21 protein-coding genes are annotated in these 20,017 nt (G+C 67.2%); 2 read left to right on the forward strand and 19 right to left on the reverse strand.

Annotation, left to right across the window (positions count from 1 at the left end):
* Window positions 1-82 precede the first annotated feature (82 nt).
* The 11 genes from BHK69_RS08510 to BHK69_RS08560 all read right to left on the reverse strand — a co-directional run bounded on the left by BHK69_RS08510 (window position 83) and on the right by BHK69_RS08560 (window position 11,554).
* A complete protein-coding gene (locus BHK69_RS08510; protein ID WP_069689717.1) occupies window positions 83-1,441 on the reverse strand; it encodes an esterase-like activity of phytase family protein in 1,359 nt (452 codons plus the stop codon).
* A gap of 152 nt (window positions 1,442-1,593) precedes the next feature.
* Window positions 1,594-2,538, reverse strand: coding sequence for a 2-hydroxyacid dehydrogenase (locus BHK69_RS08515; protein WP_069689718.1), 945 nt, complete (start codon window positions 2,536-2,538; stop codon window positions 1,594-1,596).
* A complete protein-coding gene (gene deoA, locus BHK69_RS08520; protein WP_069689719.1) occupies window positions 2,535-3,863 on the reverse strand; it encodes a thymidine phosphorylase in 1,329 nt (442 codons plus the stop codon). The genes BHK69_RS08515 and deoA overlap by 4 nt, the downstream gene beginning before the upstream one ends.
* 1 nt (window position 3,864) lies before the next feature.
* On the reverse strand, window positions 3,865-4,623 hold the full coding sequence (gene deoC, locus BHK69_RS08525; protein ID WP_069689720.1) for a deoxyribose-phosphate aldolase: 759 nt from the start codon (window positions 4,621-4,623) through the stop codon (window positions 3,865-3,867).
* A gap of 4 nt (window positions 4,624-4,627) precedes the next feature.
* Window positions 4,628-5,440: a purine-nucleoside phosphorylase gene (locus BHK69_RS08530; RefSeq protein ID WP_069689721.1), complete on the reverse strand. Its 813-nt coding sequence runs from the start codon at window positions 5,438-5,440 to the stop codon at window positions 4,628-4,630.
* 60 nt (window positions 5,441-5,500) lie between these two features.
* Window positions 5,501-5,911 carry a cytidine deaminase gene (locus BHK69_RS08535; RefSeq protein ID WP_069689722.1) on the reverse strand — a complete coding sequence of 137 codons (411 nt, stop codon included), beginning with the start codon at window positions 5,909-5,911 and terminating at the stop codon, window positions 5,501-5,503.
* Between the two features lie 6 nt (window positions 5,912-5,917).
* Window positions 5,918-6,892, reverse strand: coding sequence for an ABC transporter permease (locus BHK69_RS08540; protein ID WP_069689723.1), 975 nt, complete (start codon window positions 6,890-6,892; stop codon window positions 5,918-5,920).
* Window positions 6,893-7,094: 202 nt separating this feature from the next.
* Window positions 7,095-8,195: an ABC transporter permease gene (locus BHK69_RS08545; protein WP_069689724.1), complete on the reverse strand. Its 1,101-nt coding sequence runs from the start codon at window positions 8,193-8,195 to the stop codon at window positions 7,095-7,097.
* Window positions 8,192-9,718, reverse strand: a complete 1,527-nt coding sequence (locus tag BHK69_RS08550; RefSeq protein WP_069689725.1) for an ABC transporter ATP-binding protein — start codon at window positions 9,716-9,718, stop codon at window positions 8,192-8,194. The genes BHK69_RS08545 and BHK69_RS08550 overlap by 4 nt, the downstream gene beginning before the upstream one ends.
* A gap of 20 nt (window positions 9,719-9,738) precedes the next feature.
* Complete coding sequence (locus BHK69_RS08555; RefSeq protein WP_069689726.1) at window positions 9,739-10,476, reverse strand: MBL fold metallo-hydrolase; 738 nt, start codon at window positions 10,474-10,476, stop codon at window positions 9,739-9,741.
* A gap of 82 nt (window positions 10,477-10,558) precedes the next feature.
* Window positions 10,559-11,554, reverse strand: a complete 996-nt coding sequence (locus BHK69_RS08560) for a BMP family lipoprotein (protein WP_425285562.1) — start codon at window positions 11,552-11,554, stop codon at window positions 10,559-10,561.
* 165 nt (window positions 11,555-11,719) lie between these two features.
* On the opposite strand from BHK69_RS08560, the gene BHK69_RS08565 reads away from it, so the two are divergent.
* Entirely contained in the window at window positions 11,720-12,505 is a 786-nt protein-coding gene (locus BHK69_RS08565) for a HesA/MoeB/ThiF family protein (RefSeq protein WP_069689727.1), read from the forward strand.
* A gap of 45 nt (window positions 12,506-12,550) precedes the next feature.
* Here the strand turns inward: BHK69_RS08565 and gshB are convergent, their stop codons facing one another.
* From gshB to rsmI, 3 genes are all read right to left on the reverse strand, one after another.
* Window positions 12,551-13,489 carry a glutathione synthase gene (gene gshB, locus BHK69_RS08570; protein WP_069689728.1) on the reverse strand — a complete coding sequence of 313 codons (939 nt, stop codon included), beginning with the start codon at window positions 13,487-13,489 and terminating at the stop codon, window positions 12,551-12,553.
* 75 nt (window positions 13,490-13,564) lie between these two features.
* Window positions 13,565-13,945 (reverse strand): YraN family protein, encoded by a 381-nt coding sequence (locus BHK69_RS08575; RefSeq protein WP_069689729.1) that lies wholly within the window; start codon window positions 13,943-13,945, stop codon window positions 13,565-13,567.
* A gap of 216 nt (window positions 13,946-14,161) precedes the next feature.
* On the reverse strand, window positions 14,162-15,073 hold the full coding sequence (gene rsmI / locus BHK69_RS08580) for a 16S rRNA (cytidine(1402)-2'-O)-methyltransferase (RefSeq protein WP_069689730.1): 912 nt from the start codon (window positions 15,071-15,073) through the stop codon (window positions 14,162-14,164).
* 217 nt (window positions 15,074-15,290) lie between these two features.
* Between rsmI and BHK69_RS08585 the strand changes: the two genes are divergently transcribed.
* Window positions 15,291-16,505, forward strand: a complete 1,215-nt coding sequence (locus BHK69_RS08585; RefSeq protein WP_244548441.1) for a penicillin-binding protein activator — start codon at window positions 15,291-15,293, stop codon at window positions 16,503-16,505.
* 21 nt (window positions 16,506-16,526) lie between these two features.
* Here the strand turns inward: BHK69_RS08585 and BHK69_RS08590 are convergent, their stop codons facing one another.
* From BHK69_RS08590 to rph, 5 genes are all read right to left on the reverse strand, one after another.
* On the reverse strand, window positions 16,527-16,856 hold the full coding sequence (locus BHK69_RS08590) for a HigA family addiction module antitoxin (RefSeq protein ID WP_069689732.1): 330 nt from the start codon (window positions 16,854-16,856) through the stop codon (window positions 16,527-16,529).
* Window positions 16,856-17,146 carry a type II toxin-antitoxin system RelE/ParE family toxin gene (locus tag BHK69_RS08595; RefSeq protein ID WP_069689733.1) on the reverse strand — a complete coding sequence of 97 codons (291 nt, stop codon included), beginning with the start codon at window positions 17,144-17,146 and terminating at the stop codon, window positions 16,856-16,858. The genes BHK69_RS08590 and BHK69_RS08595 overlap by 1 nt, the downstream gene beginning before the upstream one ends.
* Window positions 17,147-17,199: 53 nt before the next feature.
* On the reverse strand, window positions 17,200-18,402 hold the full coding sequence (gene hemW, locus BHK69_RS08600) for a radical SAM family heme chaperone HemW (protein WP_069689734.1): 1,203 nt from the start codon (window positions 18,400-18,402) through the stop codon (window positions 17,200-17,202).
* A complete protein-coding gene (rdgB, locus tag BHK69_RS08605; protein ID WP_069689735.1) occupies window positions 18,399-19,046 on the reverse strand; it encodes an RdgB/HAM1 family non-canonical purine NTP pyrophosphatase in 648 nt (215 codons plus the stop codon). Before rdgB ends, hemW begins: the two co-directional genes overlap by 4 nt.
* 188 nt (window positions 19,047-19,234) lie before the next feature.
* Window positions 19,235-19,951, reverse strand: coding sequence for a ribonuclease PH (rph, locus tag BHK69_RS08610; protein WP_069689736.1), 717 nt, complete (start codon window positions 19,949-19,951; stop codon window positions 19,235-19,237).
* Between the last annotated feature and the right edge of the window lie 66 nt (window positions 19,952-20,017).

Genomic DNA, 20,017 nt, shown 5'->3' on the forward strand with positions numbered 1-20,017 from the left:
TGAATGGAGACTTCCAGGTTGGAGACTTACCTGTCCGCAACTTGCCTGTCCACGACTTGGAGGAGCAGGCGTGCGGACCGGCTCACTTCGCGTCGAGCAGTTCCTTCACCGAGAGCAGCACGAGTTCATTGTCGTCGGCCTTCTTCGGATCGCGCGAGGAGGAGAAGGGCAAGTTGTTGTCGTTGCCGACGACGATGATGCCGTTGGCGCGGTCGACCACATCGACGTTCTCGATGGTGAAGAAGGGGAAGGGCAGCACGCCGTCGATGGCGCCTTGCCTGGCCTTCTTGTCCGGGTCGGCGATCTTCAAGAGGTCGATGAAGCCGACCTTGCGCACCGGCTTGCCGACATTGGCGTCGGTCATTTCGATCTTCACGATGCGCTTGAACTTGGCGAGGTCGTGGAAGCAGTCGGGGCCCTTCTGGCCAGCGGCGCAGGCCCTGTCGGCTGTGCCTTCGCCGTTATCTCTTTCGATAATGAGCGCTGTCGTGGCGTCGATCATGTTGAAGTCGCCGATGGCGTTGCCCTTGGCTTCCAGCGGGAAGAGCCAGGAACGGCCGGTCCACTTCTCGGCAGCCACGTCGAATTCGAGGATGCGCAGCACCTCCTTGCCGTCGACCTCCTCATTGCCCTTGGTCTCGGCGTTCCAGAGCGGGCCTTCCAGCAGCGGATAGAGGAAGCGGCCGTCGGGCGACTGCGCCATGCCCTCAAAACCCTTGGAGCGGCGGACATTGAACTCGACCGGGAGGTTGGGCGCGTTGGGCGTGGTCACGGCGTAGTGGTCGGGCGAGCGGGCGGGCTTGCCGTCGACGAGCGTCTCGAACACGGCCTCGACCTTGCCGTCGGCGTCGACGCGGATGAGATAGGGGCCGAACTCCTCGCCGATCCAGAATTTGCCGCCGATCGGCTGGATCGATTCCGGATCGAAATCCGCACCGGTCAGATAGCGCTTCTCCGTGCCCTCATGGACGATGCGGAAGGGGATCTTCTTGTCGGGGTCGTGCAGGAAGGTGGTCGCGGTCCGCTCGATCTTGCCGCTGGCGAAATCGGCCTTGAGGCGGTGGAAGAACAGCATCGCGTCCGGCGAGTTCGCCTTGGCGCCGAAGCCGTTATCGGTCAGCACCAGGAACTCGCCATTGCCAAGCGAACGAATGCCGGAGAAGCCCTGCACCGGCTGGCCGGCAAACGGCGTCGACAGGCCGGTTGGGCGCCCGCCCGAGGTACCCATCACCGTGCCGACCGCCTCGACGCGCTTGCCGGGCGTGACGAACTTGCCGGAGACCTTGAGGTCGGCCGGCGCATCGGCCGGGGCGGCGATGATCGTGTTGGCCGGCAGCAGGGCATGGCCGGCGAGCTTGGCGGGGAATTCCTTCTGCGCATCCTGGGCGCCGGCGAGGATGGTCGATGACAGCAGCAAGGCTGCGACGAGGGACAGGCGCATGGAACGCTCCGGGCTGGGGGAATGACCCAGAGGACTTGGCGGGACCGCGTTTCAGCGCCGCGACGGTGGGATGACGAAGCGATGACGGAAGGGCGAGTGCCGAATAGGTACCGCTCTCTATTCGCCATTCGCCACTCGCTATTCGCCGAAAATCAATATCCCCGCTGGGGATCGACGACATGCTCCAGCGGCTGGCCGGCTTCCAGGCGTCGGATCTGCGCCGAGATCAGATTTGCCACCGCCTCGGGCTCGGACATCGCGGCGTTGTGCGGCGTCACCGTCACGGCCGGATGGCTCCAGAGCGGGGAATCCGCCGGCAGCGGCTCGGTCTCGAACACATCGAGCGTCGCGCCCTTGAGCGTGCCGGCCTCCAGAGCTGCCATGATATCGGCCTCGACCTGCAAGCCGCCGCGCCCGGCATTGACCAGGAACGGCCCGCCGAGCCGGCCATCGCTTGCGAGGCCGGCGAGCAAGGCGGCGTTGATCGTGCCCTTCGTCTCCGGTGTTAGCGGCAGCAGGCTGACCAGGATGTCGGTACGCGCCAGGAACGCGGCCATGCCGTCCTCGCCGGCGAAGGTAGTGAGGCCCTCGACGCTCTTGGGGCTGCGGCTCCAGCCTGCCACGTCGAAACCCATGACCTGGAGCTTGCGTGCCGCATCAAGCCCGAGCTCGCCGAGCCCCATGATGCCGACGCGCACCGAGCGCGCCGCCGGCTGGTGGCGGTCGTCCTCCCAGCTCTTGGTGGGCTGCTGGCGGTCATAGCGGCGCTGCTGACGCAGGATCATCAGGCAGTGCAGCACGATGTATTCGCTCATCCGCGTCGTCAGGTCGGGATCGACGACACGCGCGATCGGCGCTTCGGGCAGGCGCTGGTCGGCGAAGAGGAAATCGACGCCGGCGCCGAGCGAGAAGATCGCGGCGAGGTTCGGCAGTCCGGCAAGGCTCCCCTCAGGGTGCTTCCAGCTCGCGACGTAATGCACTGCGCGCCGATCGAAGGGCTCGCCGAGGATCACCACGGGGATGTCGGGCAGCAGCGCCTGGAAGCGGGCGCGCCAATCCTCGACATGCCAACCTGTCATGGCCAAAAGCAGACTCATGCGTGCGAACTCTCCGTGATGCGTTCCGTGACGAGCGGGCCGTGGCCGGCCGCACCTTCGCCGATGCGATAGGCCTGCCGCAAGCGGGCCTCTGCGGCAGCGAAGCCGGCTTCGCTGCGTGCATGAACGATGCCGAGAGGACGTTCCGCCCCCGCGGCGTCACCGATGCCGGCGAGATCGACGATGCCGACGCTGTGGTCGATCCGGTCTTCGGCGCGGCTGCGCCCACCCCCGAGCGCGACGATGGCGAAGCCGACGCCGCGCGTGTCGATGGCCTGGACCGTGCCGGGTGCAACGGGAAAGACGGGCTTCACGACCGGTGCCGGCGCGAGATATTTCTCCGGTCGTTCCAGCAGGTCCGTCGGCCCGCCCAGCGCCGCGACCATCTGCGCGAAGCGCTCTGCCGCCGCGCCCGAGGCGAAAGCGGCCTCGATCTTCGCGCGGGCTTCAGTGAGATCGCCCGCGAGCCGGCCCAGCAGCAGCATCTCGGCCGCCAGCGCCACCGTCGCCTCATGGAAGCGTGGCTCGCGTCGCCTGCCCGTCAGATGATCGAGGGCATAGGCGACTTCGAGCGCGTTGCCGGCCGCGCTCGCCAGGGGCTCGTCCATGTCGGTCATCAAGGCCGTCGTCGGCAGGCCCGCGCCATTGGCGACGCCGACCAGCGCGTCGGCGAGCGCGCGCGCCTGGCCGTAATCTGTCAGGAAGGCGCCCGAGCCGAACTTCACATCCATGGCGAGGCCATGCAGCCCGGCCGCGAGCTTCTTCGACAGGATCGACGAGGTCAGAAGCGGGATGGTCTCGACCGTCGCCGTCACGTCGCGGATCGCGTAGAGCCGCTTGTCGGCGGGGGCGAGATCGGCGGTCTGGCCGATGATGGCGCAGCCCTGCTCGCGCACCACCTTGCGGAACAGCACGATGTCTGGCTGCGTGACATAGCCCGGCACGGCGTCGAGCTTGTCGAGCGTGCCGCCGGTATGGCCGAGCCCGCGCCCCGAAATCATCGGCACGAAGCCGCCGCAGGCCGCGACCGCCGCCGCCAATGGCAGGCTCACAGTGTCGCCGACGCCGCCGGTCGAATGCTTGTCGAGGGCTGGGCCGGGCAGGTCGTCCCAGTTCAACACGGTGCCGGAATCGCGCATGGCGAGCGTCAGCGCGACGCGCTCCTTCGCCGTCATATCGCGGAAGAAGATCGCCATCGCAAAGGCGGCGGCCTGGCCCTCGCTGACCGAGCCGTCGGTGATGCCTGCGACGAATTGCCGGATGTCGGCATCCGGCAATTCAGCGCCGTCACGCTTGGCGGCGATGATCTCCTGGGTCAGCTTCATCTCAGTAAGGTCCGTTCACTTGCCCCGCCGCACCGCCCGCGATCACATCGACGAGCACCTGGTGCAACCCGCTCGCGCCGAAGCGAAAGCTCTCCGGCGTCGCCCAGTCCGGCCCCATGATCGCGTCGGCAAGCGCAAGATAGCTCGCGGCATCGGACAAACTCCTGATGCCGCCGGAGGGTTTCAACCCCACGGGGCGCTTGGTCGCCCCGATGACCTGCAGCATCGTCCGCGCGGCGGGAATGCTGGCCGAATGCGCCGTCTTACCGGTCGAGGTCTTGATGAAGTCGGCCCCTTCCGCGATGGCGAGCTCGGCGGCGGCCTGGACCTGGGCGAGATCGGGATATTCCCCCGTCTCCAGGATGACCTTAAGCCGCTTGTCGCCGCAGCGCGATTTCACCAGCCTGACCATCGCGCGCGGGCTCTCGAGAAAGCCGGCGAGGAAGGCTTGCCAGGGCAGGACGAGATCGATCTCGTCGGCGCCGTCAGTGAGCGCTTGTTCGGCCTCGCGCAGGACCGGGGCGATGGCCGTCCCGCCTCCGGGGAAATTCATCACGGTCGCGATGCGCACCGGCCCGTCGCCCAGCAAGGCGCGGGCTTGGCGGACGAAGCGCGGCCAGATGCATATGGCCGCGACCGGGCCGGGCGCGGCGACGGCGCGTGCGCACAGGTTGCTCAGGCCGGCCTCGTCGGCATTCTCGGCAAGGTCCGTCAGATCGAGCAGGGCGAGCGCGCGCGCCGCGACAGATGCGTCGGACATCGGGTCAGAGCTCCGACAGGAAGCTGCGGAAGAGGCGCCGCAACCCGGTCGAGGCGGCGGTCGCGACATCGCGTGTCTCGGCATGATGCGGCGTGCCGCCGAGCAGGCCTGCTCCCATATTGGTGATGACCGAGATGGCGGCGACGCGAATGCCGAAGCGCCGGGCGAGGATCACCTCGGGCACGGTCGACATGCCGACGAGATCGGCGCCGAGCGTCTTCGCCATCCTGATCTCGGCCGGTGTCTCGAAGCTGGGACCGGTGAACCACATATAGACGCCTTCGCCGAGATTGGCGCCGGAGCTCGCGGCGGCCTTCTTCAGCCGCAGGCGCAAATGCGGGTCATAGGCATCGACCATCGGCACGAAGCGGCCATCGCCGACATCCCCGACCAGCGGATTGGGACCGTTGAGATTGATATGATCGGTGATCAGCGCGAGCCCGCCGGGCCGGAGATCGGGCTTCAGCGAGCCTGCCGCATTGGTGAGGATCAGAGGCGGCGAGCCGAAGGCGGTCAGCATGCCGAGCGGCACGCGCATCGCTGCAGGGTCTCCGGTCTCGTAGTAATGCGCCCGGCCCTGGAAGATCAGCACCTTCTTGCCGAACAGCGTGCCGTAGCAGAGCTGTCGGGCGTGACCTGAGACCTCGCCCAGGGGAAAGCCGGGGATCGCCGAGAACGGAATCGTGACCATGTCGACCATGTCGTCGACGATGCGGCCGAGACCGGTTCCGAGCACGAGGGCACATTCGATGGGGCCATCGACCCCGCGGTCGATCAGCGTTCCCGCCGCCTCGTCGAAGATTGCGTCAACAGCCATTCGTCCGCCCCCTGGCCTTCCGATTCACCCATGCGGACGAAAACTCGTCGATTGCGCAAATCACTGGCGCAAATTGTCTGGTCCGAAGGAGGCTGGCAACAGCTCGGCCAGCGAAAAGCGGGCGCGAATGCCGTTTGGGCCGGCGATCGCGATCGGGGTCTCGGGTGCGGCGAATTCGCGGATGCGCTGGCGGCAGGCGCCGCAGGGCGTGACCAGCGTATCCCCGTCGCCGAGCACGAGCAAAGCGCGGATGGCACGCCCGCCGCCGGCGATCATGGCCGAGATCGCGCCGGCCTCGGCGCAGACGCCGACCGGATAGGACGCATTCTCGACATTGCAGCCGGAATAGACCGCGCCGTCATCGGCGAGCAGCGCCGCGCCGACCTTGAAGCGCGAATAGGGCGCGTAGGCCCTGGCCTGGACAGGTTGGGCTGCCGCGAAAAGGGCGTCGAAATCAGGCTCGTCGGTCATCTCGGCTCAGCGTTCCTTGACATAGGGCAGGCCCGAGGCCTTCGGCGGCGTCGATTTTCCGATGAAGCCGGCGAGCAGGATCACCGTCATCAGATAGGGCAGGGCCTGGATCGCCTGCACCGGCACCTGGCCGATGCCGGGCAATATGACGCCTTGCAGCCTGATCGCAACCGCGTCGAGCAGGCCGAAGAGCAGGCAGGCGCCCAGCGCCGGCCAGGGGCGCCAATTGGCGAAGATCACGGCGGCGAGCGCGATGAAGCCCTTGCCGGCGGTCATATGCGGCAGGAAGCCGGCCGATTGCGAGACGGCGAGATAGGTTCCGCCCAGCCCGCACAGCGCTCCGCAGATGATCACCGCGCCGTAGCGCAGCCCCGCGACCGAAATGCCGGCGGTGTCGACTGCCGCCGGATTTTCGCCGACGGCCCGTAGCCGTAAGCCGAACCGCGTCCGCTTCAGCACGAGCGCGGTCAGAAGGAGGCAGCCAAAGGCGAGGTAGACCGGCGCGGCATGGCCGGAGACGACCTCGTCATAGAACGTTCCCACGACCGGCACATGTTCGCGCGCCCAGGCGCCCAGGGGCAGCGTCAAATCGGGGAAGCGCGCCGGCCCTTCGAGCGAGGGGGTGCGTCCGCCCTGGCCGTACCAGGCATTGCCGAGGATCACGGTCAGCCCCGCCGCCAGCATGTTGATGGCGACGCCGGAGACGATCTGGTTGCCGCGCCAGGTGATCGCGGCGAAGCCATGCACCAGCGCGAGCATGACAGAGGCGAGGATGCCGGCGCCAAGTCCCGCCCAGGCCGAGCCTGTCGCGAAGGCAGCGACTGCCGAGGCGAAGGCGGCGATCAGCATCTTGCCCTCAAGCCCGATATCGACGATGCCCGCCCGCTCCGACCACAGCCCCGCCAATGCGGCGCAGAGCAGCGGGACCGACAGCCTGACGGCCGAGTCGAGCACGACGGCGATGGTCTGGACCCATTCCATCGTTAGATCGAGCCGTATTGCTTGGGAAACACGCTGTCGTCCCGGACGCAGCGAAGCGGAGATCCGGGACCCATGCCTGAACCTTTCCGGCACGTGTTCCGGCATGGATCCCGGGTCTCCCTGAGCCTGCCATCGGGCCGGCTGAAAGCCGGACCCGGTGGGTCGCCCGGGACGACAGGCGTGTTTCCTTGCGAGATGATTGTCATGCCGGACGCCCCAGCCGCAGCAGGCCTGCCACCAGCCGCCGGAACAGCCCGTCCAGCGCTCCGGCGAACAGGATGATGACGCCGCCGATGACGACGACCATGTCGCGGGTGATGCTCGGCTTGTCGAAGGAAAGCTCCGCTCCGCCTTGATAGAGCACGCCGAACAGCAGCGCCGCGAGCCCGACGCCGACCGGATGGCCGCGCCCCATCAGCGCGACCGCGATGCCGACGAAGCCATAGCCGGCGGTGAAATCGAGCAGCAGCCGGTGCTGCACGCCCATGACCTCGTTGACGGCAAGGCCGCCGGCGAGCGCGCCCGAAATCGCCATCGCGACCATGATGATCCGCGCCGGCGAAATGCCTGCATAGGCGGCCGCGCGCGGATTGGCCCCGACCGTGCGGATCGCGTAGCCCAACCGCGAGCGATAGATCAGCGCCCAGACCGCGACGAGCGCGGCCAGCGCCAGCAGGAAGGCGCTGTTCAGCGGCGTTGCCGGCAGCTTGAGGCCGAGCGGCGCGAGCAATTCATGCATCGGCGTCAGGATCGCGTGGCGGGCGAACTCCGGTGTCTCGGCCTGCATCGAGCCGGGCTTTCCGATCACCTCGACCAGCATGTAGACGCTGAGTGTCGCGGCGATGAAATTGAACATGATCGTGGTGATGACGACATGGCTGCCGCGCGTCGCCTGGAGCCAGCCGGGAATGAAGCCATAAAGCGCGCCGCCCGCCGCCGCCGCGAGGATCGCCAGCGGCACCAGCAGGATGCCGGGCAGCGGCGCAAGCCAGAGGCAGGCGAGCGCGACGAAAATGCCGGCGATCGTCGCCTGTCCCTCGCCGCCGATATTGAACAGCCCCGCATGGAAGGCGACGGCAACGGCAAGCCCTGTGAAAATGAAGTTCGTCGTGTAGTAGAGCGTGAAGCTGACACCCTCGGCGCTGCCCAGCGCGCCGCGCAGCAGCAATGTCGTCGCCTCCAGCGGGCTCTCGCCGATGCCGATGACGACGAGGCCTGCGACGACGAGGGCTGCCGCCACGGATACGAGGGGAACCAGGCCTGCGTCGGCCCAGCGCGGGAGGTCGATGGGGGTGGCGCTCATGCCGCCTCGCTCACGCCGGCCATCAGCAGCCCAAGGTCGCGCTCGTCGGCTGTCTCCGCCGCCCGTTCGCCCGTGATCTGCCCACCGCACATGGCAAGGATCCGGTCGGACAGCGCCATCACCTCCTCCAGCTCCACCGAGACCAACAGGATCGCGACGCCGGCATCGCGTAGCCCGATCAACCGGCGATGGATGAACTCGATCGCGCCGATATCGACGCCGCGCGTCGGCTGGCCGACGAGCAGCACCTTTGGCGCGCGCTCGATCTCGCGAGCGAGCACGATCTTCTGCTGGTTGCCGCCGGAGAACTTCGCCGTCTTCAACGCGGGATCGGGCGGGCGCACGTCATAGGCCGTAAACGCCGCGCGCGCATGGGCTTCGATCGCAGCGGGCGACAGGAAGGGGCCGGGTCCGAAGGCGGGCTCGTCGTGATAGCCGAGGATCGCGTTCTCGGCGGCCGAGAAGGCGGTGACGAGCCCGGCCTTCTGCCGGTCCTCGGGGATATGCATCAGTCCGAGCTTGCGCAGGCGGGCGGGGTTGCGCTCGGTCGCGTTGAGGATCTGCCCGTTCAACCGGATCACGCCGCGCGAGGGCTGGATCAGCCCGGCCAGCACTTCGAGCAATTCGCTCTGGCCGTTGCCGGCGACACCGGCGATGCCGACGATCTCGCCGGCATGCAGCGTCAGGCTTGCGTCCTTGAGCGTCTCGCAGTTGCGCCCGTCGACATAGGACAGCCCGGCGATCTCCAGCACGGCCGGGCCAGGCTGGCGCGGCGCTTTCTCGACCCGCAGCAGCACGCGCCGGCCGACCATCGCCTCGGCCAGGGCGGCCGGCGAAGTCTCGGCCGTTGCGACATGCGCGACCATCTCGCCGCGCCGCATCACCGAGACCCTATCGGTCACGTCCATGATCTCGCGCAGCTTGTGCGTGATCAGGATCACGGTCTTGCCCTGGCGCTTCAGCGCCCTGAGCAGGCAAAAGAGTTGGTCGGCTTCCGGCGGCGTCAGCACGGCAGTGGGCTCGTCGAGGATCAGGATATCGGCGCCGCGATAGAGCGCCTTCAGGATCTCGACGCGCTGCTGCAAGCCGACGGAGAGATCGCCGATGATGGCGTCCGGGTCGATGACGAGGCCGTATTCCTGCGAGAGCCGCGCGAGCTCGGCCCGCGCCTTGGCGAGCCCGCCTTTGAGCCATGCGCCGCCCTCGGCTCCGAGTACGACGTTCTCGACGACGGAGAGCGTCTCGACCAGCATGAAATGCTGGTGGACCATGCCGATGCCGGCCGCGATGGCCTCGCCCGGGGAGCGAATCTTGCGCGGTGCACCCGAAACCCTGATCTCGCCGGAATCGGCCTCGTAGAAACCGTAGAGGATCGACATCAAGGTCGATTTGCCGGCCCCGTTCTCGCCGACAATGCCGTGGATCGAGCCGGCGGCGACCTTGAGCGCTACGTCCTTATTGGCCTGGACCGATCCGAAGCGCTTCGAGATGCCGATCAACTCGATGGCGGGGGCCGGTTTCACGGCAGAAGGCGGGGGTTCCGTCACAGCGCGATCACCATGCCGTCATGCGCCCGCTCCTCGGACAAGGGCGCGCGATGCGCGAGCATCGAGACGCCCATATGCGTCAGCACGATTCGTGCCGTCTCGAGCTCTGCCCGGTGCGAGGCGAGTGTTTCGTAGTCGAGATGGTTGGCGAGCTTGACGTCCCATGTGTAGCACTCGACCAGCAGCACATCGGCCCCGGCCGCGAGCGGGACCAGCGCCTCGGTCCAGGCGGTGTCGCCGGAAAAGGCGAAGACCTTGCCGCCATGAGCCAGCCGGTAGCCCTGGCAGGGGCCGGCGCGCTCGTCATGCACCATCGGCAAGGCGGTGACGTCGATCCCGGCGAGCGAAGCGGGGCTCTCGGGCGTGACCTCGACATAGCGGATCGGGAAGCGCCAGGCATTGGTCGCGGCGCCCGGGAAATCGGCGTCGAGCGCATGCAACGCCCGGTGCTCGACGCCGAGCGGCCCCGCGATCACCAGCGGCTCGCTGCGGCGCGAGACGAATTGCGCGTCGAGCAGGAAGGCCGGCAGGCCGCCGAAATGGTCGCCATGGAAATGCGTGAACAGCAGCGTCGAAATGCCGTTGCGTTCGATGCCGGCCTTGTTGAGCGCGACCAGGCTCGAGGCGCCGCAATCGAGCAGCATGCGCTCCCCGCCCGCCTCGACATGCAGGCAGCTGTTGAAGCGCCCGCCGGAGCCGAAGGCGTCGCCCGAGCCGAGGATGGTGATGTTCATGGGATATGTGCTTCGGCCTGTGATCCCGGATCGCGCCGCGGTTCCCGCGCCGCGTCCGGGATGATCCTCGCTGTCGCGAAGATCACATCGTGCACTTCGAATCCGACATGTAGTCGTGCACCTTCACGGCCCCGCTGATGATGTCGGCGCGGGCCTTGTCGGCCGCGGCCTTCATCTCGGGCGTGATCAGCGCCTTGTTGGCGTCGTCGAGCGCCCAGCCGACGCCGTCCTCCTTCAGCCCCAGCACCGAGATGCCGGGCTTCCAGGTGCCGTCTCGCGCCGCTTTGAAGGAGGCGTAGGTCGCCACATCGACGCGCTTCAGCATCGAGGTCAGCACCTTGCCGGGCTGCAGGCCGTTCTGGTTGGAATCGACGCCGATGCCGAGCTTGCCGGCGTCTGCGGCGGCGCGCAGCACGCCGATGCCGGTGCCGCCCGCCGCGTGGTAGATCACGTCGGCGCCGCGGTCGATCTGCGACTTGGCGAGCTCGCCGCCCTTGACCGGATCGTTCCAGGCCGAGGGTGTCGAGCCGGTCATGTTCTGGAAGATCTCGGCGTCCTTCTTGGCCGCCTTGACGCCCTGGACATAGCCGCAGGCGAATTTGCGGATCAACGGAATGTCCATGCCGCCGACGAAGCCGACCTTGTTGGTCTTCGAGGCCATGCCGGCCAGGAGCCCGACGAGATAGGAGCCCTCCTGCTCCTTGAATACGACCGACTGCACGTTGGGCAGCTCTACGACCATGTCGATGATGGTGAATTTCAGGTCCGGGAACTCAGCCGCGACCTTCTGCAGGGCCGTCGCCTGCGAGAAACCGACGGCGATGATCGGCGAATTGCCGTCGCGGGCGAAGCGGCGTAGCGCCTGCTCGATCTGGGCTTCGTTGGTCGGCTCGAAATCGCGGAACTCCACGCCGGTCTCGGCCTTGAACTTCTCCGCGCCGATATAGGCGGCCTCGTTGAAGGATTTGTCGAACTTGCCGCCCTTGTCATAGACGACCGCCGGCTTGATCGCTTGCTGAGCCATCGCGGCCACGGCCGAAAGGGCGACGCCGGCAAGCGCGAGCGCGAGAGATTTCAACCGCATGGATCATTCCCCTGTTCGATCTTTGGGGCGGTTTTCCCGCCCTGTCTGAGCTTACGATGGCATGGCTTGGCGACGCGGCCAAGCCGGGACCGCGCCATGATCCTGCGGCCGTTCTTCGCGGCGATTGCAGGAGCGGCAGGATCGGCTTAACCCTAGGGGATGAGCCTGAACGACGCTGAGATCGAGCGCTATGCCCGCCATCTGGTGCTGCCCGAGATCGGCGGGCCGGGCCAGAATCGGCTGAAGAATGCCCGGGTTCTGGTCATTGGCGCGGGCGGGCTGGGGGCTCCGTTGCTGCAATATCTGGCGGCGGCGGGCATCGGCAAGATCGGTATCGTCGACGACGACATCGTCTCGCTCTCCAATCTGCAACGTCAGACCATTTTCAGCACCGCCGACATCGGCGAGCACAAGGCCGTTGTCGCGGCCGAATTCATCCGCGGGCTCAATCCCAACGTCGTGGTCGAGGAGCACGTCGTCCGCATCGATCCGCACAATGCCCGCGCGCTGATCGCCTTCTACGACATCGTCGCTGAAGGCTCGGACAATTTCAGCACGCGCTACGCCGTCTCGGATGCCTGCTTCCATGAGCGGCGACCGCTGGTCACCGCCGCGCTCGGCCGTTTCGACGGTTCACTGACGACGATCCGGGCGCATGAGGCCAGCCCCGACGGCAAGCCCAACCCGACCTATCGCTGTCTCTTCCCGCAGGAGCCGCCGCCCGGCACGGTCGCGCCCTGCGCCGAGGCCGGCGTGCTGGGGGCGCTCGCGGGCGTGATGGGCTCGCTGATGGCGCTGGAGGTGGTGCGCGCCGTCACCGGCTTCGGCGAATCGCTGGTCGGCAAGCTCCTGCTCGTCGACGCCCTGACGATGCGCTTCGAGACGATGCGCTATGGCTGGGATGCGGGGAATCCGTTGAGCGGGCGAGTGGCGAGTGGCGAATAGCGAGTGGAGCGAGCATCCACTCGCCACTCGTTATTCGCCCCTCGCCTACCGCTTCGCCTCGATCACATCCCACAGCTGCGCCGCCAGATCCGGGCCGCCGAGCTTCTTGATCGCGCGCACGCCGGTCGGCGCCGTCACGTTGATCTCGGTCAGGTTGCCGCCGATCACGTCGATGCCGACGAGCAGCAGGCCGCGCTCGCGCAGCGTCGGGCCGATGGCCTCGCAGATTTCGAGTTCGCGCTTCGATAGATCGGTCGGCCTGGCTGCACCGCCGCGCACCATGTTGGCGCGCAGGTCGCCGGTCGCCGGCACCCGGTTGACCGCGCCCGCCGCCTTGCCGTCGATCAGGATGATGCGCTTGTCGCCTTCCGAGACCTCCTTCATGAAGCGCTGCACCACCCAGGGCTCGCGGAAGATGCCGGCGAAGAGGTCGTAGAGCGAACCGAAATTCGGGTCGTCCTTGCCGGTCTTGAACACGGTCGCGCCGCCATGGCCGTAAAGCGGCTTCATCACGATCTCGCCGAATTCGTCGCGGAACGCCTCGATCTCGGCCTTGTCGCGGGTGATCAGCGTCTGCGGCATCAACTCCGGGAAATGCGTGACCAGGATCTTTTCGGGCGCGTTGCGCACCTCGGTCGGGTTGTTGACCACCAGCGTCTTGGGGTGGATGCGCTCGAGCAGATGGGTCGTCGTGACATAGGCCATGTCGAAGGGCGGATCCTGGCGCAGCAGCACGACGTCGAGCGTCGAGAGATCGATGCGCTCCTCAGTGCCCGCCGTGAAATGGTCGCCCTCGACATCGCGCACCGTGACCGGCCTGATCCGGGCCGTGACCTTGCCGTCGCGCAGCGAGAGTTTATCCGGCGTGTAGGTGTAGAGCGTGTGCCCTCGGCCTTGAGCCTCGAGCATCAGCGCGAAGCCGGTATCGCCGGCGATTCGGACGCGCTCGATCGGGTCCATCTGGATGGCGACGTTCAGGGTCATGTAAAGAGCGCTCCGATTGTGTAGCGCGCCCTTATCGACCGGCGCGCACCGCATCGGCAAGTGGGATGCCTTGCGTCACAAGACAAGTTCGAACACGCCCAGTACATGGCGCGGCCAATGCCGGGGCGCGAGAAAGACCGCGTCGGCCCGCAAATGATGCTCCATCGCCCAGGGGTTTTGCGCAAGCCATTGCCGGATCCGCGCCTCGACGAGCCGGTGCTTCTGCGGCGTGATGGCACTGAGCGCATCCTCCAGCGCGCCGCGCGCCTTGACCTCGACGAAGGCGATGGTGCGGCCGCGCTTGACGATGAGGTCGATCTCGCCGCCCTTGCCGCCGAAGCGCCGCGCCAGCAGCCGGTAGCCCTTCATTGAGAGATAGATCAGCGCGAGCCATTCAGCCTTGCGCCCGGTTGTCGCGGCAGTCCGAGCCTTCGGCCGGCGGCTAGACGGATTCATCAGGAGACATCAGATGGGTCGGGGTCCACCGTCATGCTCGCCCTTGTGGCGAGCATCCACGTCTTGAACACAGGTCTCGACGAAGGAAGACGTGGATGGTCGGGACAAGCCCGACCATGACGGATGACCGACATATGTCGGTCTCCGTCGAAACCTGCCCGACCATGACGGGAAGGGCGATGCCGATTGTTCGTCCTGGACGGGCATGGGGCATGCTCAAGGCTCCTCGCGGGTCAGCTCGAGCGCGCGGGCGTAGATCTTGCGGCGCGGCTGACCGGTCTGCGCGGCGACCTGCGCCACCGCTTCCTTCAGCGAGACATCGGCGAGCGCGGCGCGCAGTCTTTCGTCGATGACGTCGCCGGCCGGCGCCAGCTCCTCGGCCCCGGGCGGGCCGATGATGACGACGATCTCGCCGCGCGCCTCCTCCTCGCTGTCATAGTGGCTGGCGAGTTCGGCGAGCGAGCCGCGCCGGACATTCTCGTAATATTTGGTCAGTTCGCGCGCCACGGCGGCGGGCCTCGCGCCGAGCACGGCGGCGGCGTCGCCCAGCATCTCGGCGAGACGGCGCGGCGATTCGAAGAAGACCAGCGTGCCGGGAATCGCGGCGAGCTCGGTCAGGCGCCCGCGCCGCGCCGCGGCCTTGGGCGGCAGGAAGCCCTCGAAGAAGAAGCGGTCGGTCGGCAGCCCCGCCAGCACCAGCGCCGCCAGTACGGCGGAGGGGCCGGGGATGCCGGTCACGGCTAAGCCTTCCGCCACGACATCGGCGACGAGCTTGTAGCCGGGGTCGGAGACCAGCGGCGTGCCCGCATCCGAGATCAAGGCGAGCCGGCCGCCCTCGCGCAGCTTCGCCAGCACTTTTGGGCGCATCAGCGCGGCGTTGTGCTCGTGATAGGGCAACAACGGTGTCGAGATGCCGTAATGCGCCAGCAGCGTCTTCGAGGTCCGGGTGTCTTCGGCGAGCACCGCATCGGCCGCAGCAAGCGTCGCCAGGGCGCGGAAGGAAATGTCGCGCAGATTGCCGATCGGCGTCGCGACGATGTGCAGCCCGGGCGCGAGCGGCTCGGCCTCGGCCTTGAGCCCGAAGGCGGTGTAGCTGGGAGAGCGGGGTGTGGAGGGTTGGGTCGACATGGCTTGCACGCTGCCACAAGCGCTCGGCTTTCGCCACGGCCGCAGCCTGCGGAATGGCTGACGGGGGCGGCGCAACTCAGAGTTAACAACTTGAAAATACCATGGCGGACTGGCAGGAAAGCCCCACGGTCGGGGGACTGCACCACCGGGCGGCTTCTCGCCGCACTGGTTCATAAGTTTTAGGTCCAGAGTTCGGCTCATGACTGGAGATCGCCCCGTGTTGCGCCCCTGGCACCTCGCTCCGATCTTGTCTCTGCGCATCCCGGCGCTGGCGGTCTTCGCCTCGCTCGCGCTCGCCGCCTGCAGCGGTGGCCCCTCCGGCATGCCGGGCTTCGACACGGGCTCTCCGGGAACAGCCCAGGGCCAGCCGGCGAGCTCCGGCCAGACGATCGGCAATGGCAAGGTCAAGGTCGGCCTCATCCTGCCGCTGACGGCGGAAGGGCAGGGCGCCGTGGTCGGCAATTCGCTGCGCAACGCGGCCGAGATGGCGCTTGCCGAATTCCCCGGCGCCGACCTGACATTGCTGGTCAAGGATGATCGTGGCACGCCGGAGGGGGCGCAGGCGGGAACCCAGGAGGCGCTGCGCGAGGGCGCGGAGCTGATCATCGGCCCGCTCTTCGCGCCTTCCGTCCAGGCTGCGGCGCAGGTCGCGCGCTCTGCCAACCGCCCGGTCATGGCCTTCTCCAGCGACAGCAATGTCGCGACGCGTGGCGTCTATCTGCTCTCCTTCCCGCCCGAGAACGACGTCAATCGCGTCATCGCCTACGCCTCGGCGCAAGGTAAGAAATCCTTCGCCGCGCTGGTGCCGGACACCGCCTATGGCAAGGTCGTCGAGGCCGCCTTCCAGCAGGCCGTCGCCGATCGCGGCGCGCGCACTGTGGCTATCGAGCGCTTCAGCGGCGACGCCAACAGCATGCGCGCGGCGGTCGGCAGGCTTGCTCCGTCGCTGCCGCAGGCCGACGCGCTGTTCGTGCCGGCTGCCGCCGACACCATGCCGGCGCTCGGCCTCGCCTTGCAGCAGGGCGGTTTCGATCCGACCAAGGTCAAGCCGCTTGGCACCGGCGTCTGGAACGACGGCGCCGTTGCGCGCGTTCCGGCGATCCAGGGCGGCTGGTTCGCCTCGCCCGACACGGCCGGCTTCAACGCCTTTGCCGGGCGCTACCAGCAGCGCTTCAACAGCGCCCCGACCCGCACCGCGACCCTGGCCTATGACGCGGTCTCACTGGCTGCCGCGCTTGCCCGTACGCAAGGGTCACAGCGCTTCTCGGAAGCCGTGCTGGCCAACGCCTCGGGTTTTGCGGGCGCCGACGGCGTCTTCCGCTTCCGTCCCGATGGCCAGAACGAGCGCGGGCTGGCGGTGCTGGAGCTGCGCAACGGCCAGATCGTCACGGTCAACGCCGCCCCGCGCGATCTCGGGCCGAGGACGCAGTAATTCTGCCCTCGGGCCCTGCCGTCAGGCCGCTTTCGGCGCGGGCGTGAACGGCTTGACGTCGATGGTGTCGGCCCGCTTGCGGGCTTGCGCGATGTCGTAGCTGTTCTGCATGCGCATCAATGTGTCCATCGACAAGCCGAAGGCCTTCTCGAACCGCAACGCCATGTCGGGAGACAAGGCGGCACGGGCGTTGATCAGCGCAGATAGCGCCGGACGCGTCACGCCGAGCGCGGTGGCGGCTGCGGTCACTGACAAACCTGCCGGCTCGATGATCTCGGTCTTCAGGAAGCTGCCGGGATGAGCGGGGTTCTTCAGGCGATAGCTCTGCGGAGGTGCGGTCTCGTCATCCATCAATGATAATCCTCATGGTCGAGATCGATGATCTCGATCTCCGTCTGCTCTATCCGGAAGGTCATGCGCCAGTTCTTCGTCACGAACAGGCTCCAGACGCCTTTCCTATCGCCCGTCAGCAGATGCGCCTTCCAAGTGGGTACGGAGCGCAATTCGTCCTGATGGTCCATGTCCTGCAGGAATGAGATCATCTTCCGAAGCTTATCGACGGCCTGCGGCTGAAGCCCAGATACATCGTCGTTTTCGACGAGGCGCCGGAGTCCCTTGTGCCTGACGTTCCGGATACGCATTGCCTGGACTATAGAGCGAGGAGGTGATTTGTGTAAAGCGACGCTTTACGATTTCACGCCGCCAGATCAGCCACCAGCGCATTGAGCAGCAATGCGCCATCGGGCGTCGCTGCGAGCTTGCCGCCGGGCTTTCGGGTCAGCAGCCCATCCAGGATCAGGCTGGTGACGCGGGGTTCGCGCAAACTCCGCCCGGACAGGGCCTTGAACACGGCCGGGTCGATGCCCTCGACCAGCCTCAGCCCCATCAGCAGGTACTCGTCGCCCTGGGCTTCGGCGTTCAGCAATTCGTCCTCGACCAGCGCATGCCCTTCCGCCTCGACGCGGCTCAGCCAGGCTTCCGGGCTCTTTTCGGTCGAATGCGCCATGCGGCCCTGCGCCGTCACCAATCGGCCATGCGCGCCGGGCCCGATGCCGGCATATTCGCCATAGCGCCAATAGACCAGGTTGTGCCGGCATTCGGCGCCGGGTTTGGCGTGGTTCGAGATCTCGTAGACCGGCATGCCATGCTTGGCCGTGATCTCCTGCGTGACTTCGTAGAGCGCTGCTCCCGCCTCGTGATCGGGGATCGCGAGCTTCCCGGCCTTGAACAGCCGCTCGAAGGCTGTGTCGGGCTCTATGGTGAGCTGGTAGAGCGAGAGATGCTCGGCTGCATGGCTGATCGCGAGTTCGAGCTCGGCGCGCCACAAGGCCGGCGTCTGCCCGACCGAACGGGCATAGATCAGGTCGAAGGAGTAGCGCTCGAAATATTTGCGCGCGATCGCGACAGCATCCAAGGCCTCCTGCGTCGAATGCATCCGGCCGAGCGCCTTGAGGTCGGTGTCGTTCAGCGCCTGCACACCGAGCGAAACGCGGTTGACGCCGGCGGCGCGAAAATCCTGGAAGCGCCCGGCCTCGACGCTGGTCGGGTTGGCCTCCAGCGAGACCTCGCAATGGGGATCGACGGCCCAATGCTCTCCGATCGCGTCGAGGATCGCACCGACCGTGCGGCCCTCCATCAGTGAGGGCGTGCCGCCGCCGAAGAAGATCGAGGAGACGGTGCGGCCGGGCGTGAGCTCTGCACGATGGGCGATCTCACGCCGGAAGGCCGCGACATAGCGTGCCTGGTCGGGCGGTGCATGCCGGACATGGGAGTTGAAGTCGCAATAGGGGCATTTGGCCAGGCAGAACGGCCAATGCACATAGACCGCGAAACCGGCATCCGCGGTGGGATGCAGGATCGCGCCGGGCCGCTCGGTGAGGGCGGCCGTATTGGTCATGATGGCTTCCTCAGGCAGGCGGCGGCGAGTTCGTGGAAGGCGCGCGCGCGATGTGAGAGCCCGGCCGAACCATCCTCGGGAATGCCGTGCTTTTCGTGCGTGGTCATTTCGCCGAAGGTCTTGGCGTGGCCGTCCGGCCGGAAGATCGGGTCATAGCCGAAGCCGCCGAGCCCGCGCGGTGCATCGACGATCTCGCCGAAAACACGGCCCTCGAACAGTTCCTGATGCCCGTCGGGCCAGGCGATCACCAGCGCCGAGACGAAATGTGCCCGGCGCTTGTCGGGCGTGGTCGCATCGCGCTTGGACAGCTCGACTTGTACGCGGGCGAGCGCCGGGGCGAAGTCTTTGCCCGGACCGGCCCAATTGGCAGAGAACAGGCCCGGCGCGCCGTCGAGCGCATCGATGCAGATGCCGGAATCATCGGAGAGCGCCGGCAGGCCGGAGGCCTTGGTCGCGGCGACGGCCTTGATCGCGGCGTTCTCGGAAAACATCATGCCGTCCTCGACCGGCTCGGGCAGGCCGAGCTCGCCGGCTGAGACCAGCTCGATGCCGTAAGGCCCGAGCAAATCGCGCATCTCGCGCAATTTGCCCTGGTTATGGGTCGCGATCACGACCTTGCCGGCGAGGAGGCGATGCGTCGTCATTGCTCTTGCCCTACTTGGCTCGGAAACGCGCCGTCATCCCGGGCTTGCCCCGGGATCCATCGAAGGGCGTCGCGCTTTAGGTTAGATCCCGGATCTACGCGGAGCCTGTCCTTGGGCCGGCCGAAGGCCGGACCCGAGGGCTGCGTCCGGAATGGCGTCGTGGTTCCCAGCACAGGAACTACTCCAGATTACGCCACCGCCGCCTTCTGCAGCGCCACGAGCTTGCTCACGCCGCCCTTGGCGAGCTTGAGCAGGGCCAGGAGCTCCTCCTCCGAGAAGGGCGCGCCTTCGGCCGTTCCCTGCACTTCCACAAGGCCGCCGCCGCCGGTGATGACGAAATTCGCATCGGTCTGCGCGCCGGAATCCTCGATATAATCGAGATCGAGCACCGGATTGCCGGCGACGATTCCGCAGGAAATCGCTGCGACATGGTCCTTGAGCGGGTTGGAGCCCTTCAGCATCGAGCGGCCCTCCATCCATTTCAGTGCGTCATGCAGCGCGACCCACGCCCCGGTGATCGAGGCCGTGCGGGTGCCGCCATCGGCCTGGAGCACGTCGCAATCGACCACGATCTGGCGCTCGCCGATCGCGGTCAGGTCGACCACGGCGCGAAGCGAGCGCCCGACCAGGCGCTGGATTTCCTGTGTGCGGCCCGACGGCTTGCCGGAGGTGACCTCACGGCGATTGCGCTCATGCGTCGCGCGCGGCAGCATCGCATATTCGGCGGTGACCCAGCCCTTGCCGGTGCCGCGCAGCCAGGGCGGACCCTTTTCTTCCACCGTTGCGGCGCAGAGCACCCGGGTTTCGCCGAAGGTGACCATGCAGGAGCCCTCGGCATAGCGCACCACGCCGCGTTCGAGCGTGACCTTGCGCATTTCGTCGGCCGCGCGTTTGGAGGGTCGCATGGGAGCATCCTGATTGTTCGAAGTTGGCGGCTTGTAAGCGGTTGAGCCGGGGGCGGCAAGGTTGGG

Origin of the sequence: Bosea vaviloviae (assembly GCF_001741865.1) — a bacterium.
Taxonomy (GTDB): domain Bacteria; phylum Pseudomonadota; class Alphaproteobacteria; order Rhizobiales; family Beijerinckiaceae; genus Allobosea; species Allobosea vaviloviae.

What these genes read in the sequence shown, in the direction of transcription:
- deoA (WP_069689719.1), bottom strand. Translation starts at nt 3,863, where the DNA reads ATGAAGCTGACCCAGGAGATCATCGCCGCCAAGCGTGACGGCGCTGAA.
- rsmI (WP_069689730.1), bottom strand. Translation starts at nt 15,073, where the DNA reads ATGTCGACCCAACCCTCCACACCCCGCTCTCCCAGCTACACCGCCTTC.
- gshB (WP_069689728.1), bottom strand. Translation starts at nt 13,489, where the DNA reads ATGACCCTGAACGTCGCCATCCAGATGGACCCGATCGAGCGCGTCCGA.
- BHK69_RS08510 (WP_069689717.1), bottom strand. Translation starts at nt 1,441, where the DNA reads ATGCGCCTGTCCCTCGTCGCAGCCTTGCTGCTGTCATCGACCATCCTC.
- deoC (WP_069689720.1), bottom strand. Translation starts at nt 4,623, where the DNA reads ATGTCCGACGCATCTGTCGCGGCGCGCGCGCTCGCCCTGCTCGATCTG.
- BHK69_RS08590 (WP_069689732.1), bottom strand. Translation starts at nt 16,856, where the DNA reads ATGGATGACGAGACCGCACCTCCGCAGAGCTATCGCCTGAAGAACCCC.
- BHK69_RS08555 (WP_069689726.1), bottom strand. Translation starts at nt 10,476, where the DNA reads ATGAACATCACCATCCTCGGCTCGGGCGACGCCTTCGGCTCCGGCGGG.
- BHK69_RS08535 (WP_069689722.1), bottom strand. Translation starts at nt 5,911, where the DNA reads ATGACCGACGAGCCTGATTTCGACGCCCTTTTCGCGGCAGCCCAACCT.
- BHK69_RS08565 (WP_069689727.1), top strand. Translation starts at nt 11,720, where the DNA reads ATGAGCCTGAACGACGCTGAGATCGAGCGCTATGCCCGCCATCTGGTG.
- BHK69_RS08595 (WP_069689733.1), bottom strand. Translation starts at nt 17,146, where the DNA reads ATGCGTATCCGGAACGTCAGGCACAAGGGACTCCGGCGCCTCGTCGAA.
- BHK69_RS08540 (WP_069689723.1), bottom strand. Translation starts at nt 6,892, where the DNA reads ATGGAATGGGTCCAGACCATCGCCGTCGTGCTCGACTCGGCCGTCAGG.
- BHK69_RS08575 (WP_069689729.1), bottom strand. Translation starts at nt 13,945, where the DNA reads ATGAATCCGTCTAGCCGCCGGCCGAAGGCTCGGACTGCCGCGACAACC.
- BHK69_RS08515 (WP_069689718.1), bottom strand. Translation starts at nt 2,538, where the DNA reads ATGAGTCTGCTTTTGGCCATGACAGGTTGGCATGTCGAGGATTGGCGC.
- hemW (WP_069689734.1), bottom strand. Translation starts at nt 18,402, where the DNA reads ATGACCAATACGGCCGCCCTCACCGAGCGGCCCGGCGCGATCCTGCAT.
- rdgB (WP_069689735.1), bottom strand. Translation starts at nt 19,046, where the DNA reads ATGACGACGCATCGCCTCCTCGCCGGCAAGGTCGTGATCGCGACCCAT.
- BHK69_RS08545 (WP_069689724.1), bottom strand. Translation starts at nt 8,195, where the DNA reads ATGAGCGCCACCCCCATCGACCTCCCGCGCTGGGCCGACGCAGGCCTG.
- BHK69_RS08530 (WP_069689721.1), bottom strand. Translation starts at nt 5,440, where the DNA reads ATGGCTGTTGACGCAATCTTCGACGAGGCGGCGGGAACGCTGATCGAC.
- rph (WP_069689736.1), bottom strand. Translation starts at nt 19,951, where the DNA reads ATGCGACCCTCCAAACGCGCGGCCGACGAAATGCGCAAGGTCACGCTC.